Raw genomic sequence first — 23,298 nt, 5'->3', positions numbered from 1 at the left:
GCCGTCGAGGTCGCTGCATGGGGCTTTGCCCTGTGGTTGCCGTCGAGGTCGCTGCATGGCGCTTTGCCCCTGTGGTTGCCGTCGACGTCGCTGCATGGCGCTTTGCCCCTGTGGCTGCCGCCGACCTCGCTGCATGGCGCTTTGCCCCTGTGGTTGCCGCCGACCTCGCTGCATGGCGCGTCACTCTGCATCCTGACTGCGACTTAGTGACACGCATGCGTGTCGGAGAGTGGACTTGGTGATGCAGGGTGAGATCCCGTGTTGCGAGGTGGAGGGTGACGTCAGCGAGTGGAGAGTGAGGTCAGCGGGCGGAGAATTGTGTCAGCCAGGTGGAGGGCCATGTCACCGAGGTGGGCGTGATGGCAGCCAGTGGAGGGCCCTGTCACCGAGACGGAGGAGGCTGGTACCCATGGGCTCGACCAGTTCCATGCGCGGCCACAGGTCATGGGGGGCATGGGAGCCGATCGGAGTTGTCCGGGACTTGGACGGGCCCGGACAACACGCTGGACCACACTTGGCGGATGCGGACAACATTGCGCCGGTACTTGCCTGTGCATAACCCCGGATGAGCCCCACCCGCGGCGGGCGTACTCCGGTCGACTGTTCGCATGCAGCGGTTTCAGGACTTCTTGGCGAATGGCGTCACGCCCTCCGAGGTGCGGCGACAGGTCAAAGCCGGCGAGCTGATCAAGCTCCGGCGAGGCGCGTTCGCCGACCCCAACCGGCTGGCCACACCTGAGGATCTGCACGTGGAGTTGATTGCAGCAACCCTCTCCGAGGTGTCACCGCATTCGGTGCTCAGCCATACCTCGGCGGCCGTGTTGCACGGTCTCCCGGTGCCTCTCGACCAGCTCAAGAAGGTCCATGTCACCAGAACGGGAACGGGTTGTGGACGGGCGGGCACGCACACGCACCGGCACACGGCGAAGCTCCCCGACGGCGCGACCGTCGAGGTGCGGGGGTGGGCGGCGACGTCGGTTCCCCGCACGGTGGTGGGCGGCGACGTCGGTTCCCCGCACGGTGGTGGATTGTGCACGCCTGCTGCCGTACGCCGACGCCGTCGCAGTCGTCGACGCCGCACTCCGACAGGGCATTGACCGTGATGCGCTGATCGAGGAACTCGACCTCGGCCGTCGGCGCCCGGGGAACGTGCTCGCCCGGCAGGCCGTGAACTTCGGTGATGCCCGCGCCGAAAGTGCAGGGGAATCTCGCTCCCGCGTCGTGATCGCACAGCTCGGTTTGCCCATGCCGGATCTGCAGCGAGAGTTCTTCAACCACAAGGGCGAGGTTGAGGCGCGCGTGGATTTCGACTGGGAGGACTACGGAATGTGTGGGGAGTTCGACGGCGAGGCCAAATACGGCCGGCTGCGCCGCGCCGAGCTCTCCGTCGAAGAGGTGGTGCTCTTCGAGAAGCAGCGGGAGGAGCGTCTGCGTGAGCACGGCCGGTGGACCGTCCGCTGGGTCAACGCCACGGTGAAGCAGCCGGAGCTATTGCGTCGAGTGATCGAGAACGGCTTTCGCAATGCTGCGGCGACGTCGCGACGTCGTTGGCGTTGAGCCGCGACCGTCTGCCTCGCAGGTACTGCGCCGGCTGTCCAGCGTCGTTGGCGTTGAGCCGTGACCGTCTGCCTCGCAGGTACTGCGCCGGGCTGTCCAGCGTCGTTGGCGTTGAGCCGTTGCCGTCCTGTCTCGTTGGCCCGAGCCGCTACCGTCGAACAGCAGCGGCAAATGGGGTGGCGATCAGGTCAAGATTGCCCCACCGGGCCGATTGCGTGCTGCCTTGGCCCGACCTCGCAACATGTTTCATCACTCTGCATCACCAGATGCACTTTCCGACACGCATGCGTGTCACTAGGTCAGGGTCGTGATGCAAGGTCACGACTCAGGTTGCAGGGTCGGTGTACCCCGCGTCGTCGAGTTGTGCTGGGTCGCGCCTGCACGCGCGCGGGGCGCGCCGCGCATCAGGGTGCAGGGTCCGAGTGGCTCCCGCGTTGTCCACCAGCGCCGGGTGGTGCCTCAGGGTGCAGGTCCGAGTGGCTCCCGCGTCGCCCACCAACGCCGGGCCGCGCATCAGGGTGCAGGGTCGGAGTGGCTCCCGCGTTGTCCACCAGCGCCGGGTGGTGCCTCAGGGTGCAGGGTCGGAGTGGCCCCCGCGTTGTCCACCGACGCCGGGCCGCGACCCATGGTGCAGGGTCCGAGTCAACACCGCGTCGCCCACCAACGCCGGGTCGGTGACGTGTCGGATGAACAACTCCGCCGCCCGCGACGCCGTCGCGCCGGTGCACAGGTGCCATGGGCGATCGAGGGGGCTGCCCGGCACATCGAGGACGATCAGGTCACCCGCCGCCAGATCTCGGGCGACCGCGTCCGAATGGACCAGGGTTACGCCCAGCCCCTCCCGGGCTCCCGCGACGCAGGCCCCCTGGGTGCCCAGAGTGAGCGTCGGCGGTGCCGGATCGAACCCCGCCAGCAGCGCCTCGGCGGTCTGCCTGGTTCCTGAACCCCGCTCACGGAGCAGCCAGGTGGTGCCGTTGGTGGATGACTGGCCGGCAGCGATCGGGGCATCAGCCGCGCCGTCGCCATCCGGATGCGCTCCCGTGACGTCGCGCCCGGCGCCGACGACGACCAGGGAGTTCGCCCGCGTTGCGCGGCTCACGAATCCCGATCCCTGCGGCGGTCGTCCGGCGAGGACGACGTCGAGCTCGTGATGCCCCAACGCTGCGAACAGCTCATCTCTCGGTGCCACGGACAACACCAACTCCACCCGTGGGTGTGCCCGTGTGAATGAGGCGATCAAGCGTGGCAACAGCGTCTCGGCCGCGGTCGTCACGATGCCGACCCGCAACCGGCCCCGGTCGGCATCCCGCACCGCAGCCTGCGCCTCGTCGACGAGCCCGAGCAGGGCCCGCGCGTACCCTCCGAAAACCCGTCCCGCCTCCGTCGGCACGATCCCGCGCCCGGCCCGGGTGAAGAGCTTTGTCCCGAGTTCCTGCTCGAGCACGCTGATCGACGCCGAGACCGCAGGCGGACTCACCATCAGCAGATCGGCGGCGGCCGTGATGCTGCCCTCCTCGAGCACGAGGCAGAAAGCGTGGAGGCGCGACCATGTGAGGGCGGAGGGGAGGTCGGCAGGCTTGGGTACGCGATGGTGATGCTCTTCAGCACGCCCGTTCTCCACCATCGTTCCCCCTCGAGACGCTCTCCGCCTTCACCCAATCCACCAGATCACTTAAGCGATCAGTGAATGTTCTGAACTATATCTTCCATTGTCGTTTGATCCGTTGGCCTGCACTCTGATCACGTCTCCCAAACACAGAAGGGCGCGAGGACGATGGCGAACAACGAGAACGGGCCGGGCCGCTGGGATCCGGGTGTGCAGAGCTACGCCGGGATGGGCTATTGGAATCCCGACTATGTGCCGAAGGACACCGACGTGCTCGCGGTGTTCAGGGTCACCCCGCAGGACGGTGTCGATCCCATCGAGGCAGCGGCCGCGGTGGCCGGTGAGTCGTCCACCGCCACGTGGACCGTCGTCTGGACCGACCGGCTGACCGCCAACGATCACTATCAGGCCAAGGCCTATCGCTGCGAGGAAGTCCCGGGGCGACCGGGGGAATACTTCGCGTACATCGCCTATGACATCGACCTCTTCGAAGAGGGCTCGATCGCCAACCTGACCTCCTCGATCATCGGCAACGTGTTCGGGTTCAAGCCGCTGAAGGCGCTGCGCCTGGAGGACATGCGGATCCCCGAGATCTATGTGAAGACCTTCCAGGGTCCGGCGCACGGCATCGTGATGGAGCGCGAGCATCTGAACAAATACGGTCGCCCGCTGCTCGGTGCGACCGTCAAGCCGAAGCTCGGCCTCTCGGCGCGCAACTACGGCCGCGTGATCTACGAGGCCTGCAAGGGCGGCCTCGACTTCACCAAGGACGACGAGAACATCAACTCCCAGCCGTTCATGCGCTGGCGTGATCGCTTCCTGTTCTCGATGGAGGCCGTCAACAAGGCCACGGCGGAGACCGGTGAGCTCAAGGGCCACTACCTGAACATCACCGCGGCGACGATGGAGGACATGTACGAACGCGCGGAGTTCGCCAAGGACCTCGGCAGCTGCATCGTGATGATCGACCTGACGATCGGCTACACCGCGATCCAGTCGATCTGCAAGTGGGCCCGCAACAACGGCGTCCTCATGCATCTGCACCGTGCGGGCCACTCGACCTATACCCGCCAGAAGACGCACGGCGTGAGCTTCCGCGTGATCGCGAAGTGGGTGCGTCTCATGGGTGTCGACCATGTCCACGCCGGCACGGTCGTCGGCAAGCTGGAGGGCGACCCGGCCACCACCCGCGGCTTCTATGACACCCTCCGCCTCGACCGTGTCCCGGCCAACCCCGAGCACGGGATCTTCTTCGACCAGAACTGGGCGTCCATGCCCGGCGTCATGCCGGTCGCGTCGGGCGGCATCCACGCCGGCCAGATGCACCAGCTCCTCGACCTGTTCGGTGACGACGTGATCCTGCAGTTCGGTGGCGGCACGATCGGCCACCCGCTCGGCATCGCCGCCGGTGCCGAGGCCAACCGCGTCGCCGCCGAGGTCATGGTGAAGGCGCGCAATGAGGGCCGGGACATCCTCGCCGAGGGCCCCGAAATCCTGCGCACCGCCGCCAAGTCGAACCGCCCGCTCGACGTGGCGCTGTCCACCTGGGGCGACATCACGTTCGACTACACCTCGACCGACGCCCCCGACGTCCTGCCCACCCCGACCCCGACCGCCTGAGCCGGCCGAGACCCCGAAAGGAACCGACATGGCCACCCTGCGCTATGGAACCTTCGCCCACCTGCCGCCGCTCACCGACGAGGAGATCGCCCTGCAGGTCAAGTACGCCCTCGACAACAAGTGGCCGGTCTCGGTGGAATACACCGACGATCCCCATCCGCGCAATGTCTATTGGGAGATGTGGGGGCTGCCGCTGTTCGATCTCGACGAGCCGGACGGCGTCATGCTCGAGATCAACGAATGCCGCAACGCGTTCCCCAACCACTATGTGCGCGTCAACGCCTATGACGCCTCGCTCGGCCGCCAGACCACTGCGCTGTCCTTCCTCGTGCAGCGCCCGGCAGACGAGCCCGGCTTCGGGCTGACCCGGACCGAGCTCGGCGGCCGCGCCCAGTCCTATGGATTCCATTCGTACGCCACCACCCGACCGGCCGATCACCGCTATGCCGACGGCGGGAACGGCTCCAACGGAGCCGGCGGGTCGTGAGCCAGCGTTCCGGTTTCGGCTTCTATCGGCCGGGCACTCCCTCCGCCGCGTCTCCCACCGCGGCGGAGGGACCGTCCGGCTCCCCGGACAAAGCAGCGGACCCGAGCACCGCCGAACCCGCGTACCTTCCCGACGACGCCCACATCGATCTCGCCCACGACGAGGTCGCCACCCGGGTCCACGAAACCCTCGCCCGGCTGGACGACGAGCTGATCGGGCTGGCGTCGGTGAAGCAGCGGGTGCGCGAGATCGCCTCCCTGCTGCTCGTGGATCGGGCTCGGGAACGCTTCGGGCTGACGACCTCCAAACCGACCCTGCACATGAGCTTCACCGGAGGCCCGGGGACGGGCAAGACGACGGTTGCCCTGCGGATGGCGGAGATCCTGCACGCGCTCGGCTATCTGCGGACACCGAAGGTCCACGCCGTCACCCGTGACGATCTCGTCGGCCAGTTCATCGGCCAGACCGCGCCCAAGACCAAGGAGGCCATCGCGAAGGCCGCGGGCGGGGTGCTGTTCATCGATGAGGCGTACGCGCTGTTCCGCGCGGAGAACGAACGCGACTATGGCCAGGAGGCCATCGAGATCCTCCTGACCGAGATGGAGAACGAGCGGGGGAGTCTGGTGGTGATCTTCGCGGGGTACGCCGACCGCATGGGCGACCTCTTCGCCGCGAATCCGGGCCTGTCCTCCCGGGTGCCCCACCACATCGCGTTCGGGGACTATTCCCAGGACGAGCTCATGCAGATCGCTGAACAGATGGTGACCAAGGAGAATTTCAGCTTCGACGCCGCATCGCGGGAGTCCTTCGCGGACTATTTGACGATCCGCATGACCAAGCCGAACTTCTCCAACGCGCGCAGCGTCCGCAACGCCATCGAGCGCACACGGCTGCGCCAGGCCAGGCGACTTGTCGCCCTGGAGCGCCCACTCACCAAATCGGACCTCACGACGCTGACCGCCGAGGACGTGCGCGGCAGCAGCCACTTCGACGGCGCGGAGAGGGCTGCGGCCGAGAGCTAGGCATGCTGCTTGTCAGCGGAGGCGGCTAGCGTTCGGTCATGGATATCGCAGCGATTGATCGCTCTGCTCTGGCCGATGCTGTCGACACGGCCCGGACCGCCTATGCCGCCTTCGAGGCCGAGGGCCTGAAGCTGGACATCACCCGGGGCAAGCCGTCGGCGGCACAACTCGACCTTTCGGAGCCGATGCTGACAGCGCTCCAGCCGGGCGATCACACCGCCGACGGGGTGGATGTCCGCAACTACGGGCCACCTGCGCCGGGACTGGTGGAACTCCGCGAGATCTTTGCGCCCCTGCTAGGGGTCCCGGTCGATCAACTCGTGGCGCGCGACAACGCGAGCTTGTCGCTCATGCACCAGTGCATGGCGATGTCGTTCTTCCACGCGCTCCCGGGCGGCGCTGCGTCCTGGGCAGGGGAGCAGGTGAAGTTCCTCGCGCCCGCACCCGGCTATGACCGGCACTTCTCCGTGGCGGCCGAGCTCGGGGTTGAGCTCGTCACGGTCCCGATGACCACCGAGGGCCCCGACATGGACGTCGTCGAGGAACTCGTTCGCGCCGACGCCGGCATCAAGGGCATCTGGTGCGTGCCCAAATATTCCAACCCGACCGGAGCCACTTATTCCGACGAGGTCGTCCGGCGTCTGGCCGCGATGCCGAGCGCAGCCGACGACTTCCGGCTCTATTGGGACAACGCCTATGCCATCCACCACCTCGGCGATGAGCGCGATGAACTGCTCGACATCCTCACCGCTTGCGCAGAGGCCGGACATCCCGACCGTCCGTTCGTCTTCGGCTCGACCTCGAAGGTGACCTTCGCCGGCGGCGGAGTGTCGTTCTTCGGCTCCTCGCCGGCCAATGTGGAGTGGTTTCTGGCGCGGGACTTCGTCCGTGCCATCGGCCCCGACAAGGTCAATCAACTCCGGCACGTCCGCTTCTTCGGCGACACCGCCGGTGTGGAGGCCCACATGCGCCGACATGCCGAGATCATCGCCCCCAAGTTCGCTGCGGTCCGGGCGGCGCTCGACGAGGATCTCGGTGGCCTCGGCATCGCGGAATGGACGGACCCCAAGGGCGGTTATTTCGTCTCGCTCGACACCGTGCCGGGCACCGCAAAGCGGATCGTCGAGCTGGCGAAGGCTGTCGGCGTCGCGCTCACGCCGGCGGGCGCGACCTATCCCTACGGCAACGATCCCGAGGACGCGAACCTCCGGATCGCGCCCACGCTCCCGCCGTTGGACGAGGTCCAGCGGGCGATGCATGTGTTGACCACCTGCGTCGTGTTGGCGACGGGGGAGCGGCTGCTCTGATCCGCGCGCGCCAGGACCACGGTTGTCCCCAGCTTGTGGATAACCACGGGGATAACTCACACGCGTGTAACTAACCGTTTCCCGGTCGCGCGTCACCGGTCGTGTTGATAGAGATCGCGCTGGTCCATGATCGCGATGAGGGAGTCGGCGTACGCGGGGTCGGTGGCGTACCCGGCCCGCTGCAGCGCCCGCGCGAACGCAGCCGGGTCGCCGTTGACCGTGAACGCCGGGCGATAACGGGAGTTGGACACCAGGAAGTTCCCGTAGTCGAGGACCGAGTCCCGCATGGATGCGTACGACCGGAAACGGTCTGTGATCTGCACCCTGCGGCCGTTCTCCCACTCCCCGGTCTCCAGGTCCTGACACTCGAACGGGACCGGTCCCGGGGACTGGTTGTGGCACTTCACACCGAAATAGTTGTTGCCCGGCGCTGACCGGCCCCAGCCGGTCTCCTGGACCGCCTGGGCCATCGCGACCGAGGCGGGCACGCCGAAACGCTCCCTGCCCTCCTTGGCGAACGGAGCGATCGTGGCCAGGAACTGGTCGGCCTCCGTCACCGCCGGGCCGTTGTTCGGGCCGACGAACAGTGCCCGCCAGGTTTCCCGGTCGACGATGCCGGTGCCGTCGAGGTCGGCGGACTTCTGGAACCCTGCCACTGCCTCCTCGGTCGCGGTGTCGAAGTTGTCGTGGACCGGGACCCGATTGCCCTGGAGGTGCAGCAGGGTCTGCACGGCGCGCACGCGCAGGCCGCGATCCCCCTCCCGGGCGTCCTCGGCGGCCAGCCGATCGAACGTGCGCTGGTCGACCACGCCGCTGATGTCGATCCCCGACCGTGCCTGGAAGCCCCGCACCGCACCATGGGTCTGGTGGGCGAACGTGCCGGTGACGTTGACGTCGATCCCGTGTGCGTTGAGCAGCCACTGCACGGCCGTGACCCGCAGACCGGTGGCTCCCGGACCGAGTCGCGCAGCATTCTGCTGTTGACAGGAGGCGACATTGAGGGCCAGCGTTAGCAATAGCAGCGCCGAGATCAGCAACAGGGCCAGACGGATCTGGGGTTGACGCATGAGCTGATTGCCTCTCGAAGGAGCGGGGTGCTCAGGGAATGAACAAAACCGGGATGAGCCTATACGCCGCCCCCCAGCGCAAATAGCATTGAAAAACCTGTTAAATTGCGAGCCGATCGTCCGGCGCACACCGACGTGCAGATCTTTTTGGAGGAGCAATGCTGCTGTCCCCGGAGTCCGAAGCCATTGTCAAGGCGACCGCGGGGGTGGTTGCCGAGAACGCAGAGGCCATCACCGCACGGTTCTATCCGCACATGTTCGAGGCGAATCCCGAACTGCTGAAGGTGTTCAACAAGGCCAACCAGGCGATCGGCGAGCAGCCCAAGGCGCTGGCCGCGTCGGTGGTGGCCTATGCCGTGCATCTGATCGATCCGAACGCCCCTGATTTCGGTCCGATCATGCAGCGCATCGCCCACAAGCACGTGTCGCTGGGCATCAAGGCGACCGACTACACGATCGTCGGCCGACACCTCATGTGGGCTGTAGGCGACGTCCTGGGTGGTGCGGTGACCCCCGAGGTCGCGGCGGCGTGGGATGAGGTCTATTGGCTCTTCGGTGCCCAGTTGATCGCCGAGGAGGCCAAGCTCTACGCGTTGGGCGGCACGGATCCGGACCAGCCGTGGCGGAAATACAAGGTGGTCGACCGCGACGACGAGACCGAGGGCGTGTTCTCGCTGGAGCTTGCACCGGTCGAGGGCGACCTGCCGACCCACCACGTGGGGCAATACGTGGCGATCGCCGTTGACCTGCCGGGCGGGGAGCGGCAGCCGCGGCAGTACACGATTTCCGGCGTCCCCGGCGGGAAGAGCTTCCGCCTGACCATCAAGCGTGCCAAGGGCACCGACGGCGTGCCCGATGGCCAGGTCTCCAACTGGCTTGGCGACAACGCCCAGGTCGGCACGATTCTCGACGTGTCGCAGCCGTCCGGCGATGTGATCCTCGACCAGTCCGACGAGCCGTTGGTGCTCGTCAGCGCCGGCATCGGCATCACGCCGATGGCCGCGATTCTCGAGGACCTGGTGCAGCACCAGCCCAAGCGCACCGTCCGCATCTATCACGCCGACCGCAACCACGGCACCCAGGCCCTCTATCAGCGCATGCTGGGGCAGTCGATGCAGCTCAAGGACTCCGTGGGTGAGTTCTGGTACGAGGAGGGCGCAGACCTGGCCCCCACCCGTCGGCCGGCCCACGAGGGCTATATGGACCTGTCCGACGTGGAGATCCCCGACGGCTGCCGCGTGTTCATGTGCGGCTCGCTCGAGTTCATGGCCAACGCCCGACGCCAGCTTCTCGCGCGTGGCGTGCCGGCCGACCGGATCGACTATGAGGTGTTCGGCCCGGACCTGTGGGCCCGCCAGCCGCAGTGATCCTGAACCGGTGATCCTGTCGACCCGGTGATTGCGCCGGGTGACAGTGGTCGAACCACTGCCGGAAATCCACGTCCGCGACTATTCTGCGGACGTGGATTTCCTGGTCTATGCGGCAGTGACGCACCAGGGGACCGTCAAAGCCATCAACGAGGACTGCGTGGTCGCCCGGGCCCCGGTGTTCCTCGTCGCCGACGGGATCTCCGGCTGCCAGCGTGGCGCGCTGGCGAGCGGGATGGTGGCGGAACGATTCGGTGAGTTGGTCGGTCGGACCGATCTCACTCCGGAACTGGTGACGGACACGGTCGAGGACGTCCATGCCCACGTCCGCCGGAGCCAACAGGAATCCAACCACCGTGCCGCCACCACGATCGCGGCGGCTGTGGCCGTGCGGATCGGGGGACAGCCTTACTGGTGTCTGGTGAACGCCGGAGATTCGAGGATCTATCGCGTCACCGGTCAGCGCCGGCGGATGATCCAGGTCACCGAGGACCACACCCATGTCCAGGGAATGCTCGCGCTGGGCTTGCTCACGCCCGAACAAGCGGCCCACCATCCGGAGCGCAACGTTCTCACCCAAGCCGTCGGGTCGGCGGATCATTTCGACCCCGACTATTGGTTGCTGCCCATGGTCGCGGGTGAGCGACTGCTCATCTGCAGCGACGGGTTGTTGCACGAGACTGATCCTGCCGACGTGGAGGGAATCGTGCTGGGGCCGAATACGCCGCAGGACGCTGTTGTGGAACTGTTGTCCCTGGCACTGACCTCAGGGGCGCGGGACAATGTGTCCGTCGTGATCGTCGATGTCGATGAGGCCAGTTGGAGACGGGAGAATTCATGACCGAGCAGATCGGCCTGTGGCGGGCCACCTATACCCCTGGCGATTGGGTCGTCCTCGGTGGGCCCACGTCATTGGTCGTGCTCCAGCCGGCGCCGGCTCACTCGTCGGGTCTCATCGAGCGACTGTGGCAGGTCGTCCTCGAGGCGGACTCACTGGACGCCCTGATCGCCGAGTTGGCTCGCCACAATGTGTCGAAGATGGCCGACTTCGCCGCTTTCTTCTGGCACGGCGACGCCATGCGCTCCCTTATCCGCGGCGAGCTTCAGATCGTGGACGTCGCCAGCGGCGACGTCATCGCCAACGGCGCAGACGTCCAGACATGGAGTGAGGTCGGTCTGGGGGATGTCCGTCGGGTCCGCGTGGACCTCGGGTCCGAGGAGGGTACGCAGGGCCCGACCCTCCGGTTGCCTCTCGTGGTGGGGGCGGTGACAGCCGGCTCCCTGGAGATCGACGCAACCGACGCCGCCCTGGTGAGCAGTCCGCAAGGCGCCGCTGCGCAGCCCGAGGCGGTTGTGCCCGTTCCTATGCCGGCGCCCACGCAGGAGCCGCTCGCCGAGCTCGAGCCCGCGCGCTCCGCCGTGGTCGACGCCGTGGTCGTGGAGGACGAGGCAGTGCCGGCGGTCACCGAGACCTCCGACGAGGATCCCCAGTCGGGGCACGACGTCGACGAACCCGCCCCGTCCGCTCGCCGGGCCCGGCCGGCGCCGGATCCGTTCGGCAGCTCACCGACCGAACATCCGTTCGGGGAGAGCGAGCCCGCACCGGCGGATGCGCAGGACGACGGCTTGGAGCCCGGAGGCAGCACAGAGGCTTTCAACCCGTTCGGCACTTCCGCAGCCCAGCCGGCCGCACAGTCTGCCGATCCGCACAATCCGTTCGCGCTGTCCGTCGTGCAGGACCACGAGGACCCGCCGGCGAGCCCGGTCTCTCCGCAACCGCCGGACGCAAACCCCTTCGGTGCTCCAGCAGGCGCAGCAAATCCTTTCGCCCCGCCGCCGGCGGCGTACGCCCAGACACCGCCCATCCCGCAGACGCCCCCACAGGCGCCCCCGCCCATCCCGTCGACGCAAGCGCCCCTGCAGCCGCCCCCGCTTCCGCAGTCCGGCCCGCCGGCTGAGGCCGTCCCGTCCCCGTCGGTCTCCTCGGCAGCCCAGACCCAGAACGGGATGGTCCTCGGAGTGACGTGCGAGCAGGGCCACGCGAATCCCCCGGAGGCTCAGCGTTGCCGGCGCTGCGGCGGTGGCCTGCAAGGCCAGCCCCGGCTGATGCCGCGGCCGGTCATGGCAGTCCTGCGCGCCAGCGATGGCCAGGAGATCGACGTCGACAGGAGCGTCCTCATCGGCCGCTCGCCGCAGGCCAGCAAGGTGTCGCGGGACGAACTGCCGAAGCTGCTCACGGTGGTGAGCCCGAGCACGGACATCAGCCGCACCCATCTGCAGGTGAGCCCGGACGGCTGGGAAGTCGTCGCCACCGACCTGCACTCCACCAACGGCACCTTGCTGATCAGGCCCGGCCAGCCCGAACCCGAGCGGATGGCGCCGGGCGAACCGCTGCGGATCTTCCCCGGGTGCGTTCTCGACTTGGGCGACGGCGTGAGCATCCATGTGGAACATCCGGCGTGACGGAGATTTGAGGCGTTCGTCTATTCTCGGTCAACCATTGAAATATCGACATATGGGAGTGACGGACGTGACTATCAAGAAATCAATTGCCGCCATCGCCACCAGCTTGTTGGTGCTGAGCGCCGCAGCATGCACGGCCGACGAACAGCAGCCCGCCGATCCCGCCCCGCCGCCGGCGACGGCTCCGCAGGCGCCCGCGCCGACCGAGGAAACCACCTCGGGCGCGGCCACCACGGATGCCGACGATCAGGCGCCGGAGGAACGGAATCAAGGTGCGCTCCAGGCGATTGCGACCGCTGCTGACGCTGCGGGCGGCACGCCTTATGAGATCGACGATTCTGACGACGACGGTTCGTGGGAAGTCGACGTCATGGTGGGAGAGCGCAGCCATGAGGTGAAGGTCTCCGCCGACGGTCAGAACGTCGTCGAGCAGGAGGAGGACGACTCAGACGGTGACGACCGTGAGCGACTGGGACAGGCCGGTCTGTCGATGGCGCAGGCCATCGAAGCCGCTCTCCGAGAGGTGCCGGGCACCCTTGATGATGTCGAGCTCGATGAGGAGGACGGTGCGCCGGTGTGGGAGGTCACGATCGACACGCCGGACCAGGATGACATCGAGGTCTATATCGATGTCCGCGACGGCAACGTGGTCAAGGTCGACCGCTGACCTGACCGCGCCGGATTCCATCTCCGCCGCCGGTGCCCACCCGTTCAGGTTGGGGACCGGCGGCTGTTTTCGTGCTATAGGCTCAGCGCGTGCTGCTCTCGGACCGCGACATCCGTGCCCGCATCGAAGCGGGCGAGATCGGATTAGACCCTTGGACCCCGGAGATGGTGCAGCCGTCCAGTGTGGACGTGCGGCTGGACCGCTATTTCCGGACTTTCGAGAACCACCGTTATCCCCACATCGATCCGGCGGAGGCCCAGTCGGAGCTGACCAGGATGGTCGAGCCGTCGGGGGAGGAACCGTTCATTCTCCATCCCGGTGAGTTCGTGCTCGGCTCGACGTTGGAGACCGTGACGCTGCCGACCGACGTGGCCGCCCGGTTGGAGGGCAAGTCCTCCCTCGGCCGGCTGGGCCTGCTCACGCACTCGACGGCCGGGTTCATCGATCCGGGATTCTCCGGTCACGTCACCCTTGAGCTGTCCAACATGGCGACGCTGCCGATCAAACTGTGGCCGGGGATGAAGATCGGCCAGCTCTGCTTTTTCCAGTTGTCGTCGCCCTCCGAAGAGCCCTATGGGTCGTCGATCTATGGCTCTCGTTATCAGGGCCAGCGCGGTCCGACCCCGAGTCGGTCGTTCCTGAATTTCCATCGCACCCCGGTCGACTGAGGGCGTCGCGGACTAGTTGTGTCCGTGCGACGGGGCTGTCGTCGTGCCGTGGATGAGGTCGCCACGCGTCAGGGCTCCGGGACTGGTCGTGGTGCCCGGACCGATGCCGCGCTGGAGCCAGGCGACGTCGACCCACTCGCCGAACTTGAACCCCACCCGCGGCGAGATTCCGAACTCGGTGAAGCCCACGGCCTCGTGCAGGGCGATGCTCGCCGGGTTCGGCAGCGCAATGCTGGCGATCGCGACGCGATAGCCGCGATCGGCGAGCGCGGCGAGCAGGGCGGAATACAGGCGGCGCCCCACACCGCGGCCAGTGGCGGTCGGGTCGAGATAGATGGAGGTCTCACACACCCACTGCCAGGCCTCCCGCTCGCGGTACGTTCCGGCGTACGCGAACCCCAGAACTCGCCCAGCCTCACCCCCGGGCACTGGTTCTGACGCCACGAGCCAGGCGTGGCTGGTTCCCCTCGCCTCAATGCGCCGCGCCATCTCCGGCGGATCCGGCGGAGCTTCCTCGAAGGAGATCACGGTGTGTTGCACGTATGGCGCGTAGATCGCCGCACACGCCGTAGCATCCTCAACAGCAGCTGAACGAATGAGGAGATTTTTCACAGATGGCCATGCTAGTCACCGATTCGTCGCATTAGGTCAGTCGCCGGACTAACCTGTGTGATCTGTCGCTATCGAGGTTGCCGCCATGTCCCCCAGTGGTTTCAGCGAGGCGGCCGACCTCACTGAGTTGGTCGAGCCTGCCTGTGTCCTGGCCAGACGATGGCTCGCGCCCGCGCGGGGGGAGTCCCCGCTGTTCGAACGACGTGCTTCCGCCCAGCTGGCGGGCCTCGTGCAGGACCGGGGCGGCTCCGAACTGTCGATCCGTTTCGTCGACGGTGTGATCCGGCCGGAGAGCATGACCGTCGCGGCGCGCGAGCTCGGCCGGTTGACGGAGGACACCAGCGCCTTCCTGTCCCCGGCCGACCGGGCGTTGCTGTCGTTCAGTGCTGCGGTCGCTACCAGCACCCCGGGGCTGGTGGTCCGGGTGGCCCGACAGCGCTGGCGTCAGCTCGTCGGTCATCTCGTGTTCGATGCCGACCCCCAGACGCTCACCCGAAGGCTGCGACTGGCCCGTCGCGACGGGTTCCGGCTGAACCTCAACATGCTGGGCGGCGCCGTGCTGGGCAACCGGGGCGCTGACGAGCGGCTGCGCCGCACGATCGATCTGCTCGGGATCCCCGGTGCCGATCATGTGTCGCTGAATGTTTCGGCGCTGACGTCCCGGACATCCTATTGGAGCTTGTCCGACACCGCTGCGGAGGTCGTCGAACGGTTGCGCGGTGTGTTCCGCGTGGCCGCCGCCAAGAACGCCTTCATCAATCTGGATGTCGAGGAATATCGGGACCTCGAGCTGACCCTCGAGGTGTTCACCACGATCCTGGCGGAGCCGGAGTTCGCCCACCTCTCCGCCGGACTGGCGCTGCAGTCCTATCTCCCGGACGCCTGTGCTGCACTCGACGCCGTCATCGACTTTGCCCAGCGACGCCACGACGCCGGCGGTGCGCCCGTCAAGGTGCGGCTGGTCAAAGGGGCCAACCTGGCGATGGAACGGGTGGAGGCCGAGCTGCGGGGCTGGGCGCTGGCGCCCTATGCGACCAAGGACCAGACGGATGCCAACTATCTGGCGCTCGTCGACCGGGCGATGTCGCAGGACCACGGCCCGGGCTTCCGGGTCGGGATCGGCACGCACAACCTCTATGACGTCGCCCTGGCCTATCTGCTGGCACGTGGTCGAGGGGTCGCCGACCAAGTCGATATGGAGATGCTCCAGGGCTGGGCACCCGCCAAGACCCGTGCCGTGCGGGACACGGTGGGGCGCATCATCCTTTACACACCGGTCGTGCCCCGTGACCAGTTCGAGCTTGCCTCGACCTACATCATTCGGCGCCTCGAGGAGAACGCCCAGCCGGAGAACTTCCTGAACGCCCTGTTCGGCGATCGCATGGAGGAACAGGAGGCGCGATTCCGGGCCGCGGTCGACGGGATGCGCAGTGTGTCGACCGAACGGCACCGCTCCCCGCAACGGCCGCCCGCACCACCGAGGTTCGCGAACACCACTGACTCCGATCCGTCCCTGCCGGAAGTCCGGGACTGGGCGGCGGCTCTGGTCGAAACGGTGCCGGAGCCGCCCCGGGCACCCGTGCTCGCCGATGCCGCGGCAGTCGACGACGTGGTGGCCAAAGGCCGCGCGGCCGGTGCGGCGTGGAGCCGGCGCACGGCACGCGAACGCGGAGATATTCTCCGCCGGGTCGCTGACGCCGTTGAGGACCGTCGCGGTGCTCTGATCACCGCGATGGTGACGGAGAGTGCCAAGACGGTCGGTGACGCGGATCCGGAAGTCTCGGAGGCGGTGGATTTCGCGAGGTGGTACGCCGACCGCGCGGCCGACCTCGACACCGATCCACTCCTCACCGATGGACTCGCGTTCACCCCACACACGCTCACGGTGCTGCTGCCGCCTTGGACGTTCCCGGTCTCCATTCCCGCCGGCGGCGTTTTCGCGGCCCTCGCCGCCGGTTCCGCAGCGGTGGTGCAGCCCGCGGCGCAGGTCTCGTGCTGCGCGGAAATTCTGTTGGAGGCGGTCCGCGCTGCAGGTGTCCCGGAAGACGTCGTGCAGGTCGTCCGGGTGACGGATCCGACGGTGACCGACACGCTGACCGCCCACGACGGCGTGGACGGAGTCGTGCTGTCGGGACCAGCGAAGGACGCCGACCACTTCATCTCATTGCGCGCCGGCCGCGTCGGGGGCCACGGTGTGGTGGCCGAGATCTCCGGCAAGAACGCTTTCGTCATCACGGATGCGGCAGACATCGATCAGGCGGTGACGGATCTCGTCCGCTGCGCGTTCGGCCACGCCGGACAGAACGGTTCGGCCGCATCGTTGGCCATCCTCGTCGGTGACATCGGATCCTCTCCGCGGTTCCGAGAGCAGCTGGTCGACGCGGTCTCCTCCCTGCGGGTGGGCTGGTCACGCGATCTCGGTGTCACGATGGGGCCGCTGATCGCCGAGCCGGACGAACACCAGTGGCGTGCCCTGACCGAACTGGATCCGGGCGAGTCCTGGTTGATCGAGCCCAAGCCGTTGGACGACTCAGGCGGGTTGTGGTCACCAGGAATCCGAGCAGGGGTTCAACCGGGCTCGTGGTTCCACCGCACGCAGTTGCTCGGGCCGGTGCTCGGCATCATGCACGCCACCGACCTCGATGAGGCGATCCGGTGGCAGAACGACGTCGCGTCCGGGCTGAGCGGCGGGCTGCACTCGTTGGACCGCGATGAGATCGCACGCTGGTTGGCCCGAGTGGACATTGGCAATGCGTACGTCAACCGGCACATCACCGGCACCCTCGTCGGCCGCCAGCCGTTCGGTGGCTGGAAGGCCTCCGTCGTCGGCCCTGGGGCCAAGACCGGCGGACCCGACTATGTCGCCCAACTCGGAGTGTGGTCCGAGACCCGGCTGCCCGCCCTGGGGCTGGACGTCGACGGGGCGGCGGCCTCGGCACTCGGGGACTTCCGGGCGATGCTCAACGATCCTGCCGACCGAGCGTGGCTGGGGGCGGCGGCGCGCTCGGATGCACTGTCCTGGGACCACGTGCTCGGCCGCTCGGTCGACACCGCGGATCTCGTTGCCGAGGAGAACCTCCTGCAATGGGTCCCGGTGCCGCTCGTGGTCCGCGGGTTGGCCGGATCGCGGCTGGTCGAGGTGGCCCGGGTCGTGTTGGCGGCGCTGCGGGCGCAGACGCCCGTGGTGGTGAGTGTGGCGCCCGAGGTGACCTACGCCGACCTGCTCAACGGGCACGTCTGGCTCCCAGCAGTGCGTGTGGAGAGCGACCTGGATTTTGCTGAAGCACTCGCCGGTGAGCGGGTTCGCGTGGTCGGGCCGGAGGCGCAGGCAGTGGCTGATCAGCTGTCGGCGCCGGGCGTGATCGCCCTCGGCGGGCCAGTGCTGGCGAACGGGCGGCGCGAACTCCTCAGCGTGGTGCGCGAGCGCACGATCTCCCGCACCCGGCACCGCTTCGGGCACCTGCTTCGCTGAGTGCAGACGATTTCAGTCGTGGGCGTCCACCCAGGATTCGCCCACCGCGCGCGGCTCCGTTGCGCCGCCGGTCAACTCGGCGACCGCGGTGGTCAGCGCTTCGGTGGCGTCCTGGGGCACCCCGAGCCGGAGCGTGACGAAGGCGGCATAACTCGTGTCGAGGATCGCGTACCCCCGCGACCGCAATTCCGACTCCACCCGGCCGGCCACCGCGTGGTCGAGATCGAGCGTGAACTCGGCCCGGAGCTCTCGGCGGCGCACTCCGGCCTCCGCGAGCCCAGCCCGCACCGCATCCGAATAGGCACGCACCAGACCGCCGGCGCCGAGCAGGGTCCCTCCGAACCACCGGGTGACCACGGCGACGACGTCGGTGAGCTCGTGGCCGCGCAATACCTCGAGCATGGGCGCACCCGCGGTGCCGGCCGGCTCCCCGTCGTCGGAAGACCGGGCTGTCTGACCGGCCGGCCCGAGGATGAACGCCGAGCAGTGGTGCCGAGCGTCCCAATGAACACTGCGGGCGCGCTCGACCACCGCGCGCGCTGCGGCCTCGTCGCTCACGTGCTCGACGTGACAACGGAAGACCGAGCGCTTGACTTCGATATCCGTTTCGGCTGAGCGGGCGACGGTGCGATAAGAGCGGGTCACCCCCTCAGCAAACCATCATTCGCTGGCGTTCTTCGTGGGGTCGACGACGTTGCCGTGCTCGCTGTAACCGGAGCTGTGCCGCTCGGGGTGGTTCTCCTCGTCGCCGAGGTCGGTGACCGGATCCATGGGCTCGGGATCGATGTTCTCGCTATAGCCCGAGTCGTGCTTCTCCGGTTCCTGCGGGGCATTGCCCTGGGTGGACTCGCTCATGGCGCCTCCTCGATGAGTCGATATGTCCTTTTATTGTGCACCCGGGCTTTCCGGCGTGGCCGGCGGGGTGGTCTCGGTGGCCGGCGGGATGGTGGACTGTTCCGCGGGCGCCCTCCGCACGGACTCCAGCAACAGCTGTGCGACGTCGAGCACCTCGACGTTCTCGCCGCGGCCGTCGGCCTGCTCCGCCGTGACCCCGTCCGAGATCATCACGCGGCAGAAGGGGCATCCGGTCGCCACGGCCGCGTTCTCGGACTGGCCGAGCACGGTGAGTGCCTCCTGCGTCCGGTTGATGTTCACGCGGGTGCCGATCCGCTCCTCCATCCACATCCGGGCGCCCCCTGCTCCGCAGCAGAAGGAGGTCGATCCGTGCCGCGGCATCTCGGTGACCGTTGCGCCGGGGATTCCGCCGAGGAGTTCGCGGGGCGGCGCGAAGACCTGATTGTGCCGACCCAGATAGCACGGGTCGTGATAGGTGATCGTCCGCCCGGCGGCCGTGCCGGCCGGCGCCGCTGCCGGGACCAGCTTGCCGTCACGGACCAGGCGATTGAGCAGTTGCGTGTGGTGCACGACGTCCAACTCCAGCCCGAGCTGCCGGTATTCGTTGCGCAGCGTGTTCAGGCAGTGCGGGCAGGTGGTCACGACCTTCTGGGCTTTGGCGTCGGTCAGTGTCTCCTTGTTTTCCTCGGCGAGCTGAAGATAGACGAACTCGTTGCCGGACCGGCGCGCCGAATCGCCGGTGCAGGTCTCGTTCTTGCCGAGGACGGCGAACGTGACGCCCGCCGTGTGCAGCAACTCCGCCACGGCCTGGGTGGTCTTCTTGGCGCGGTCCTCGAAGGCGCCCGCGCAGCCGACCCAGAACAGATAGTCGACCGACGTGAGATCCTCGACGTCCGTGCCGACCACGGGGACCTCGAACGGCAGGCCCTTCGCCCAATCCAGCCGGCCCTTCTTGTTCAGATTCCAGGGGTTGCCCTTGGACTCGAGGCCCTTGTAGAGCGTGTTGAGCTCCTCCGGGAACTCCGACTTCACCAGCACCTCGAAGCGCCGCATATCGAGGATGTGGTCCACGTGCTCGATGTCGACCGGGCACTGCTGCACGCATGCTCCACAGGTCGTGCAGGACCACAGCACGTCCGGGTCGATCACCCCCACGGCGCCGTCGGCAGACACCTGGATCGGCCCGCCGTGGGCCTGGGCGGCCGCATCGGGGGCGCCCTCGGCGACCAGCGGGCGTTCGGCCTCGGTGCGCAGGGTCTCGGGCAGGCCGGCGCGCGCCGATTCCGCGGCCTGGAGCCAGGGCGCCTTCGCGTACGCATGCTCCCGCAAGCCCATGATTAGCAGTTTCGGCGACAGCGGCTTGTCGGTCGCCCAGGCCGGGCACTGCGACTGGCAGCGCCCGCACTCGGTGCACGAGGTGAAGTCGAGCAGGCCCTTCCAGCTGAAGTCCTCGATCCGGCCGACGCCGAGCCGCTCGACCGCGTCCTCCTCGAGATCCTCGATCGACTCCATTGTGAGGGGTGACCCGGCGACGTTCAGTGGCTGCGCCGCGCCCAAGGCGGTCGCGCCGCTGGACTCCCGCTTGAACCAGATGTTGGGCCAAGCGGTGAAGCGGTGCCAGGCGACGCCCATGGTGAGGTTGAGCCCGATCACGCAGAACCACGCCATCGAGATGATGATCTTGAGCGCGGCAAGGAGCACGATCCCGGTGCCGACCGTCGCCGGCGCCAACCCGGCCGGCAGCAGGAACCAGGTCAGCGGAAAGTGGAAGCGGCCGCCGGTCTCGGGCAGCTGGAACTCCAGGGCCCGCAGGAAAAGGATGCACAGGCCGATGCCGAGGATCGTCAGCTCGACATAGACCGCCTGCCAGGTTCGCGACCCGAAGAAGCGACCCTTTCCGACGCCGACCCCGAAGAACCGGATCGCCATCAACGCCAGGATGCTGATGATCATCACCCAGGCGATGGCCTCGGTCAGCCATTCATAGAGGAAGAAATGCCCGATCAGCGGGAGCGCGAAGGCGGGGTCGAAGAGTTGCCCATAAGCGGTGACGAGGGTCAGGAACAGGAACATGAATCCGATGAACACGACCCAGTGCGCCGCTCCGACGCCGCTCAACTGGAGCATCCGGGTGTGTCCGAACGACTCGACCAGCAGGTTCCGCCAACGTCGACCGGGATCGTCCCCGCGACCGAGGGTCGGTTGCCCGACCTTCACGACGCCGACGATGCGCGCCACCGCTCGGGCGAACAACGCCACGCCGACGACGGTGATCAGCAGGGCGAGGACGATTGCCACGGTTCTCACGGTCACGCTCCCTTGAGTGCTCGATCGAGTGCCTCAATGTTACTCATCAGTAGCCGGCAGCGTCGACCCACTGATCTCAGCCGGCCGCGGCACCTTCCTGGGCCTGGATGAGACGGTACGCCGCTTCGGCCGCCCAGTGTTGGCGACGCATCGCGTTCGCCCGGCGTCGGATGGCTCGTTTGTCGACGGTCGACACGTCCTCGGCGATCGTCTTGGCCGCCAACCCCATGGCGGACAGCAGGGCGATCAGGCACGCATCGCGCACGGTGGGTTCTTCGTCGCGCACCAGCACGGTGAACAGCCGGCGCCGCAATCCGTCCTCGTAGGTGTGGTCCCGCATCGGATAGGTCTTCAACGGGATGAGGCCGAGGAGCTTCACCTCCCGGCGCTCGAGGACGCCGCGGTCGACCAGCCGGTCGAGAATGGCCGGCTTGGCCCGCCCGCGCAGGAGCTGCACCGACGTCTGCTGGAAGCGTGCGCGCCGTGCCGCCAGCCGGGCCAAGGCCTCGTCGAGGAGCGGGTCATCGGTCGCGGAGTCGTCGACGACGGTCACTCGATTGGGTCGGACGTCCCGCTCGCCCTTCTCGGTCAGCCGGATTCGGCCGCGGATGGCCAGTTCGGTGAGCACCGCACCCGCCAGAGCGATGTCCGCGTGCTGGCCTCGGAGCCAGCCCGTCTCGTCGTGCAACAGGAGCAGAGCGAGGTCCTCCGCCAGCAGGAACTCCGACATCAGCTGCCGGCGGAGGCGGCGGTGCTGGCGATGATCGCCGCGGTCGCTGCCGCGGCTTCGATCGCCTTGCGCGCTGCCTCGGAGGTCCAGTTCTGTTTCCGCAGCTCGTCCGCCCGCTTGCGCACGGCCTTCTTGTCGATCGTCGAAACGTCCTCGGCGAGCACCTTGTCGACGATCTTCAGGGCGGACAACAGTGCGATGAGCGTCGCCTGGTGAACCGTCGGCTCCTCGTTCTGCACCAGCACGCGGAAGAGGCCGGCCCGGAGTTCTGCCTCGTGGCGGCCGTCGGCCTCCGGCCACTTGTTGAAGCCGACAAAACGGGACCGCTCATGACGCAGGAAGCCACGCTCCACCAAGCGGTCCTGCAGGGGGCGGCGCACCTTCTTGGTGAGCAACTCGATGGCCTTCTGCGGTTTGCAGTCGGGCTTGGTGCTCAGCCGTGCGAGAGCTCCGTCGAGGATCTCGTCATCGGTGGGCGAGGGGTCCACGACGGTGACGCGACTCGCCTTGTGGGAGGTTTCACCCTTTTCCGTGATGCGGACCCGACCGGACAGCGTCAGCTCTGCGAGCAGGGCACCGGCCAGGACGAAGTCCGCGCTCTCGGACGACCGGACGGTGCCCTTCTGCTCGTGGGTGAGGAGCAACAGCAGGTCTTCGGCGATCAACGGCGCGCTCATGAGTTCAGGTTAGCTGGCGAGACCCCGCGTCATCTCCCAGACGAGGATCTCCGCGTCCGCCAATGCCGTGACCCGATGACCGCCGTCGTTGGTGAGGCGCGCGGCATCGCCCTGGTCCAGTCGACCGGCGCCTTCCAGGTCGACCGCTCCGCGTGCGACGAACAGATGCATGTACGCCGCCGCCGGCAACTCCACCGCACCCGATGCCCGGAGCCGGGCGACGGACAACCCCGCGTACCCGTTCTGCAAACCCAACGCCGCGCCCCGGTGCGCCGGCAGCCCCGAGACGATCGGAATGAGCTCCCCGGACTCGAGCGCGGGGGTGACGTCGGCCTGGGCATAGGAGGGGGGTACGCCGACCGCGTCCGGGACCACCCACATCTGCACGACGTGCGCGGGGTCGTCGTGCCGCGGGATCGACGGGTCGTGCCGCCAGGCGTCGTTGCGCTCGGAGTGGAGGATTCCGGTGCCGGCGGTCATCCGCTGGGCCTGACCCGGGGTGATCACCGAGGTGTGGCCGCGATCGTCGATGTGCACCACCGACCCCGACAGGACCCAGGTGACGATCTCCATGTTGCGGTGCCGGTGCGTGTCGAAACCCCAGCCGGCTTCGACGGTGTCCTCGTTGTGGGTGACGAGCAGCCCGTGGTGGGTGTTGCGCGGATGGCCGAATCGGGGATCGAAGGAAACCGCGCCGGAGAAGCTGGAGCGGGAGACCAGCCAGTCGAGGCGCGTGATCTCACGCTCTGCCGAGCGCCTGATTTCCACGGACGAAGATTAGCCCGCTCCGCCTGCGGTCCCGCAGAATGTCCGA

General features: G+C 67.6%; 21 protein-coding genes. 12 read left to right on the top strand and 9 right to left on the bottom strand.

The features are described from left to right. Positions 1-608 precede the first annotated feature (608 nt). Both ACQ260_RS14910 and ACQ260_RS14905 read left to right on the top strand, forming a co-directional pair. On the top strand, positions 609-1,097 hold the full coding sequence (locus ACQ260_RS14910; RefSeq protein WP_432560248.1) for a hypothetical protein: 489 nt from the start codon (positions 609-611) through the stop codon (positions 1,095-1,097). After that, positions 1,024-1,557 carry a hypothetical protein gene (locus ACQ260_RS14905; protein ID WP_432560247.1) on the top strand — a complete coding sequence of 178 codons (534 nt, stop codon included), beginning with the start codon at positions 1,024-1,026 and terminating at the stop codon, positions 1,555-1,557. Before ACQ260_RS14910 ends, ACQ260_RS14905 begins: the two co-directional genes overlap by 74 nt. Before the next feature lie 568 nt (positions 1,558-2,125). Here ACQ260_RS14905 and ACQ260_RS14900 read toward each other — a convergent pair. Continuing rightward, entirely contained in the window at positions 2,126-3,181 is a 1,056-nt protein-coding gene (locus ACQ260_RS14900; RefSeq protein ID WP_432560246.1) for a LysR family transcriptional regulator, read from the bottom strand. A 150-nt stretch (positions 3,182-3,331) separates the two neighbouring features. On the opposite strand from ACQ260_RS14900, the gene ACQ260_RS14895 reads away from it, so the two are divergent. The 4 genes from ACQ260_RS14895 to ACQ260_RS14880 are packed head-to-tail and all read left to right on the top strand — an operon-like array spanning position 3,332 to position 7,599. After that, positions 3,332-4,783: a form I ribulose bisphosphate carboxylase large subunit gene (locus ACQ260_RS14895; protein WP_432560245.1), complete on the top strand. Its 1,452-nt coding sequence runs from the start codon at positions 3,332-3,334 to the stop codon at positions 4,781-4,783. A gap of 28 nt (positions 4,784-4,811) precedes the next feature. Next, on the top strand, positions 4,812-5,270 hold the full coding sequence (locus ACQ260_RS14890; RefSeq protein ID WP_432560244.1) for a ribulose bisphosphate carboxylase small subunit: 459 nt from the start codon (positions 4,812-4,814) through the stop codon (positions 5,268-5,270). After that, positions 5,267-6,292, top strand: a complete 1,026-nt coding sequence (locus ACQ260_RS14885; protein ID WP_432560243.1) for an AAA family ATPase — start codon at positions 5,267-5,269, stop codon at positions 6,290-6,292. The genes ACQ260_RS14890 and ACQ260_RS14885 overlap by 4 nt, the downstream gene beginning before the upstream one ends. 38 nt (positions 6,293-6,330) lie before the next feature. After that, entirely contained in the window at positions 6,331-7,599 is a 1,269-nt protein-coding gene (locus tag ACQ260_RS14880) for an aspartate aminotransferase type Ic (RefSeq protein WP_432560242.1), read from the top strand. Between the two features lie 92 nt (positions 7,600-7,691). Here the strand turns inward: ACQ260_RS14880 and ACQ260_RS14875 are convergent, their stop codons facing one another. Continuing rightward, positions 7,692-8,666 (bottom strand): glucosaminidase domain-containing protein, encoded by a 975-nt coding sequence (locus ACQ260_RS14875; RefSeq protein WP_432560241.1) that lies wholly within the window; start codon positions 8,664-8,666, stop codon positions 7,692-7,694. A gap of 158 nt (positions 8,667-8,824) precedes the next feature. Here ACQ260_RS14875 and ACQ260_RS14870 point away from each other — a divergent pair, with 158 nt between their 5' ends. The 5 genes from ACQ260_RS14870 to dcd all read left to right on the top strand — a co-directional run bounded on the left by ACQ260_RS14870 (position 8,825) and on the right by dcd (position 13,831). Next, the gene (locus ACQ260_RS14870) at positions 8,825-10,033 is read left to right on the top strand and encodes a globin domain-containing protein (RefSeq protein WP_432560240.1); all 1,209 of its coding nucleotides are present in this window, start codon (positions 8,825-8,827) and stop codon (positions 10,031-10,033) included. Positions 10,034-10,127: 94 nt separating this feature from the next. Further along, a complete protein-coding gene (locus ACQ260_RS14865) occupies positions 10,128-10,874 on the top strand; it encodes a PP2C family protein-serine/threonine phosphatase (RefSeq protein ID WP_432560239.1) in 747 nt (248 codons plus the stop codon). Beyond that, the gene (locus ACQ260_RS14860; RefSeq protein ID WP_432560238.1) at positions 10,871-12,496 is read left to right on the top strand and encodes an FHA domain-containing protein; all 1,626 of its coding nucleotides are present in this window, start codon (positions 10,871-10,873) and stop codon (positions 12,494-12,496) included. Before ACQ260_RS14865 ends, ACQ260_RS14860 begins: the two co-directional genes overlap by 4 nt. A 67-nt stretch (positions 12,497-12,563) precedes the next feature. Then, positions 12,564-13,163, top strand: a complete 600-nt coding sequence (locus ACQ260_RS14855; RefSeq protein WP_432560237.1) for a PepSY domain-containing protein — start codon at positions 12,564-12,566, stop codon at positions 13,161-13,163. Positions 13,164-13,252: 89 nt separating this feature from the next. Then, positions 13,253-13,831 carry a dCTP deaminase gene (gene dcd / locus ACQ260_RS14850; protein ID WP_432560236.1) on the top strand — a complete coding sequence of 193 codons (579 nt, stop codon included), beginning with the start codon at positions 13,253-13,255 and terminating at the stop codon, positions 13,829-13,831. A gap of 12 nt (positions 13,832-13,843) precedes the next feature. Here dcd and ACQ260_RS14845 read toward each other — a convergent pair whose 3' ends face one another. Continuing rightward, positions 13,844-14,443 carry a GNAT family N-acetyltransferase gene (locus tag ACQ260_RS14845; protein ID WP_432560235.1) on the bottom strand — a complete coding sequence of 200 codons (600 nt, stop codon included), beginning with the start codon at positions 14,441-14,443 and terminating at the stop codon, positions 13,844-13,846. Between the two features lie 85 nt (positions 14,444-14,528). Here ACQ260_RS14845 and ACQ260_RS14840 point away from each other — a divergent pair, with 85 nt between their 5' ends. Further along, positions 14,529-17,915 carry a proline dehydrogenase family protein gene (locus ACQ260_RS14840; RefSeq protein ID WP_432560234.1) on the top strand — a complete coding sequence of 1,129 codons (3,387 nt, stop codon included), beginning with the start codon at positions 14,529-14,531 and terminating at the stop codon, positions 17,913-17,915. Positions 17,916-17,927: 12 nt separating this feature from the next. Here ACQ260_RS14840 and ACQ260_RS14835 read toward each other — a convergent pair whose 3' ends face one another. The 6 genes from ACQ260_RS14835 to ACQ260_RS14810 all read right to left on the bottom strand — a co-directional run bounded on the left by ACQ260_RS14835 (position 17,928) and on the right by ACQ260_RS14810 (position 23,252). Continuing rightward, on the bottom strand, positions 17,928-18,560 hold the full coding sequence (locus tag ACQ260_RS14835) for a YigZ family protein (protein ID WP_432560233.1): 633 nt from the start codon (positions 18,558-18,560) through the stop codon (positions 17,928-17,930). A gap of 15 nt (positions 18,561-18,575) precedes the next feature. Then, positions 18,576-18,770, bottom strand: coding sequence for a hypothetical protein (locus ACQ260_RS14830; protein ID WP_432560232.1), 195 nt, complete (start codon positions 18,768-18,770; stop codon positions 18,576-18,578). Positions 18,771-18,800: 30 nt separating this feature from the next. Beyond that, complete coding sequence (locus tag ACQ260_RS14825) at positions 18,801-21,077, bottom strand: (Fe-S)-binding protein (protein WP_432560231.1); 2,277 nt, start codon at positions 21,075-21,077, stop codon at positions 18,801-18,803. 76 nt (positions 21,078-21,153) lie between these two features. Then, entirely contained in the window at positions 21,154-21,807 is a 654-nt protein-coding gene (locus ACQ260_RS14820; RefSeq protein ID WP_432560230.1) for a GOLPH3/VPS74 family protein, read from the bottom strand. Next, positions 21,807-22,484: a GOLPH3/VPS74 family protein gene (locus ACQ260_RS14815; RefSeq protein WP_432560229.1), complete on the bottom strand. Its 678-nt coding sequence runs from the start codon at positions 22,482-22,484 to the stop codon at positions 21,807-21,809. Before ACQ260_RS14815 ends, ACQ260_RS14820 begins: the two co-directional genes overlap by 1 nt. A gap of 9 nt (positions 22,485-22,493) precedes the next feature. Further along, positions 22,494-23,252 carry a pirin family protein gene (locus ACQ260_RS14810; RefSeq protein WP_432560228.1) on the bottom strand — a complete coding sequence of 253 codons (759 nt, stop codon included), beginning with the start codon at positions 23,250-23,252 and terminating at the stop codon, positions 22,494-22,496. Positions 23,253-23,298 lie beyond the last annotated feature (46 nt).

The organism is Ammonicoccus luteus (assembly GCF_050880385.1).
Lineage (GTDB): Bacteria > Actinomycetota > Actinomycetes > Propionibacteriales > Propionibacteriaceae > Enemella.
The sequence above is the reverse complement of the archived record's forward strand: the minus strand, read 5'-3'. Positions and strand labels throughout refer to the sequence as shown.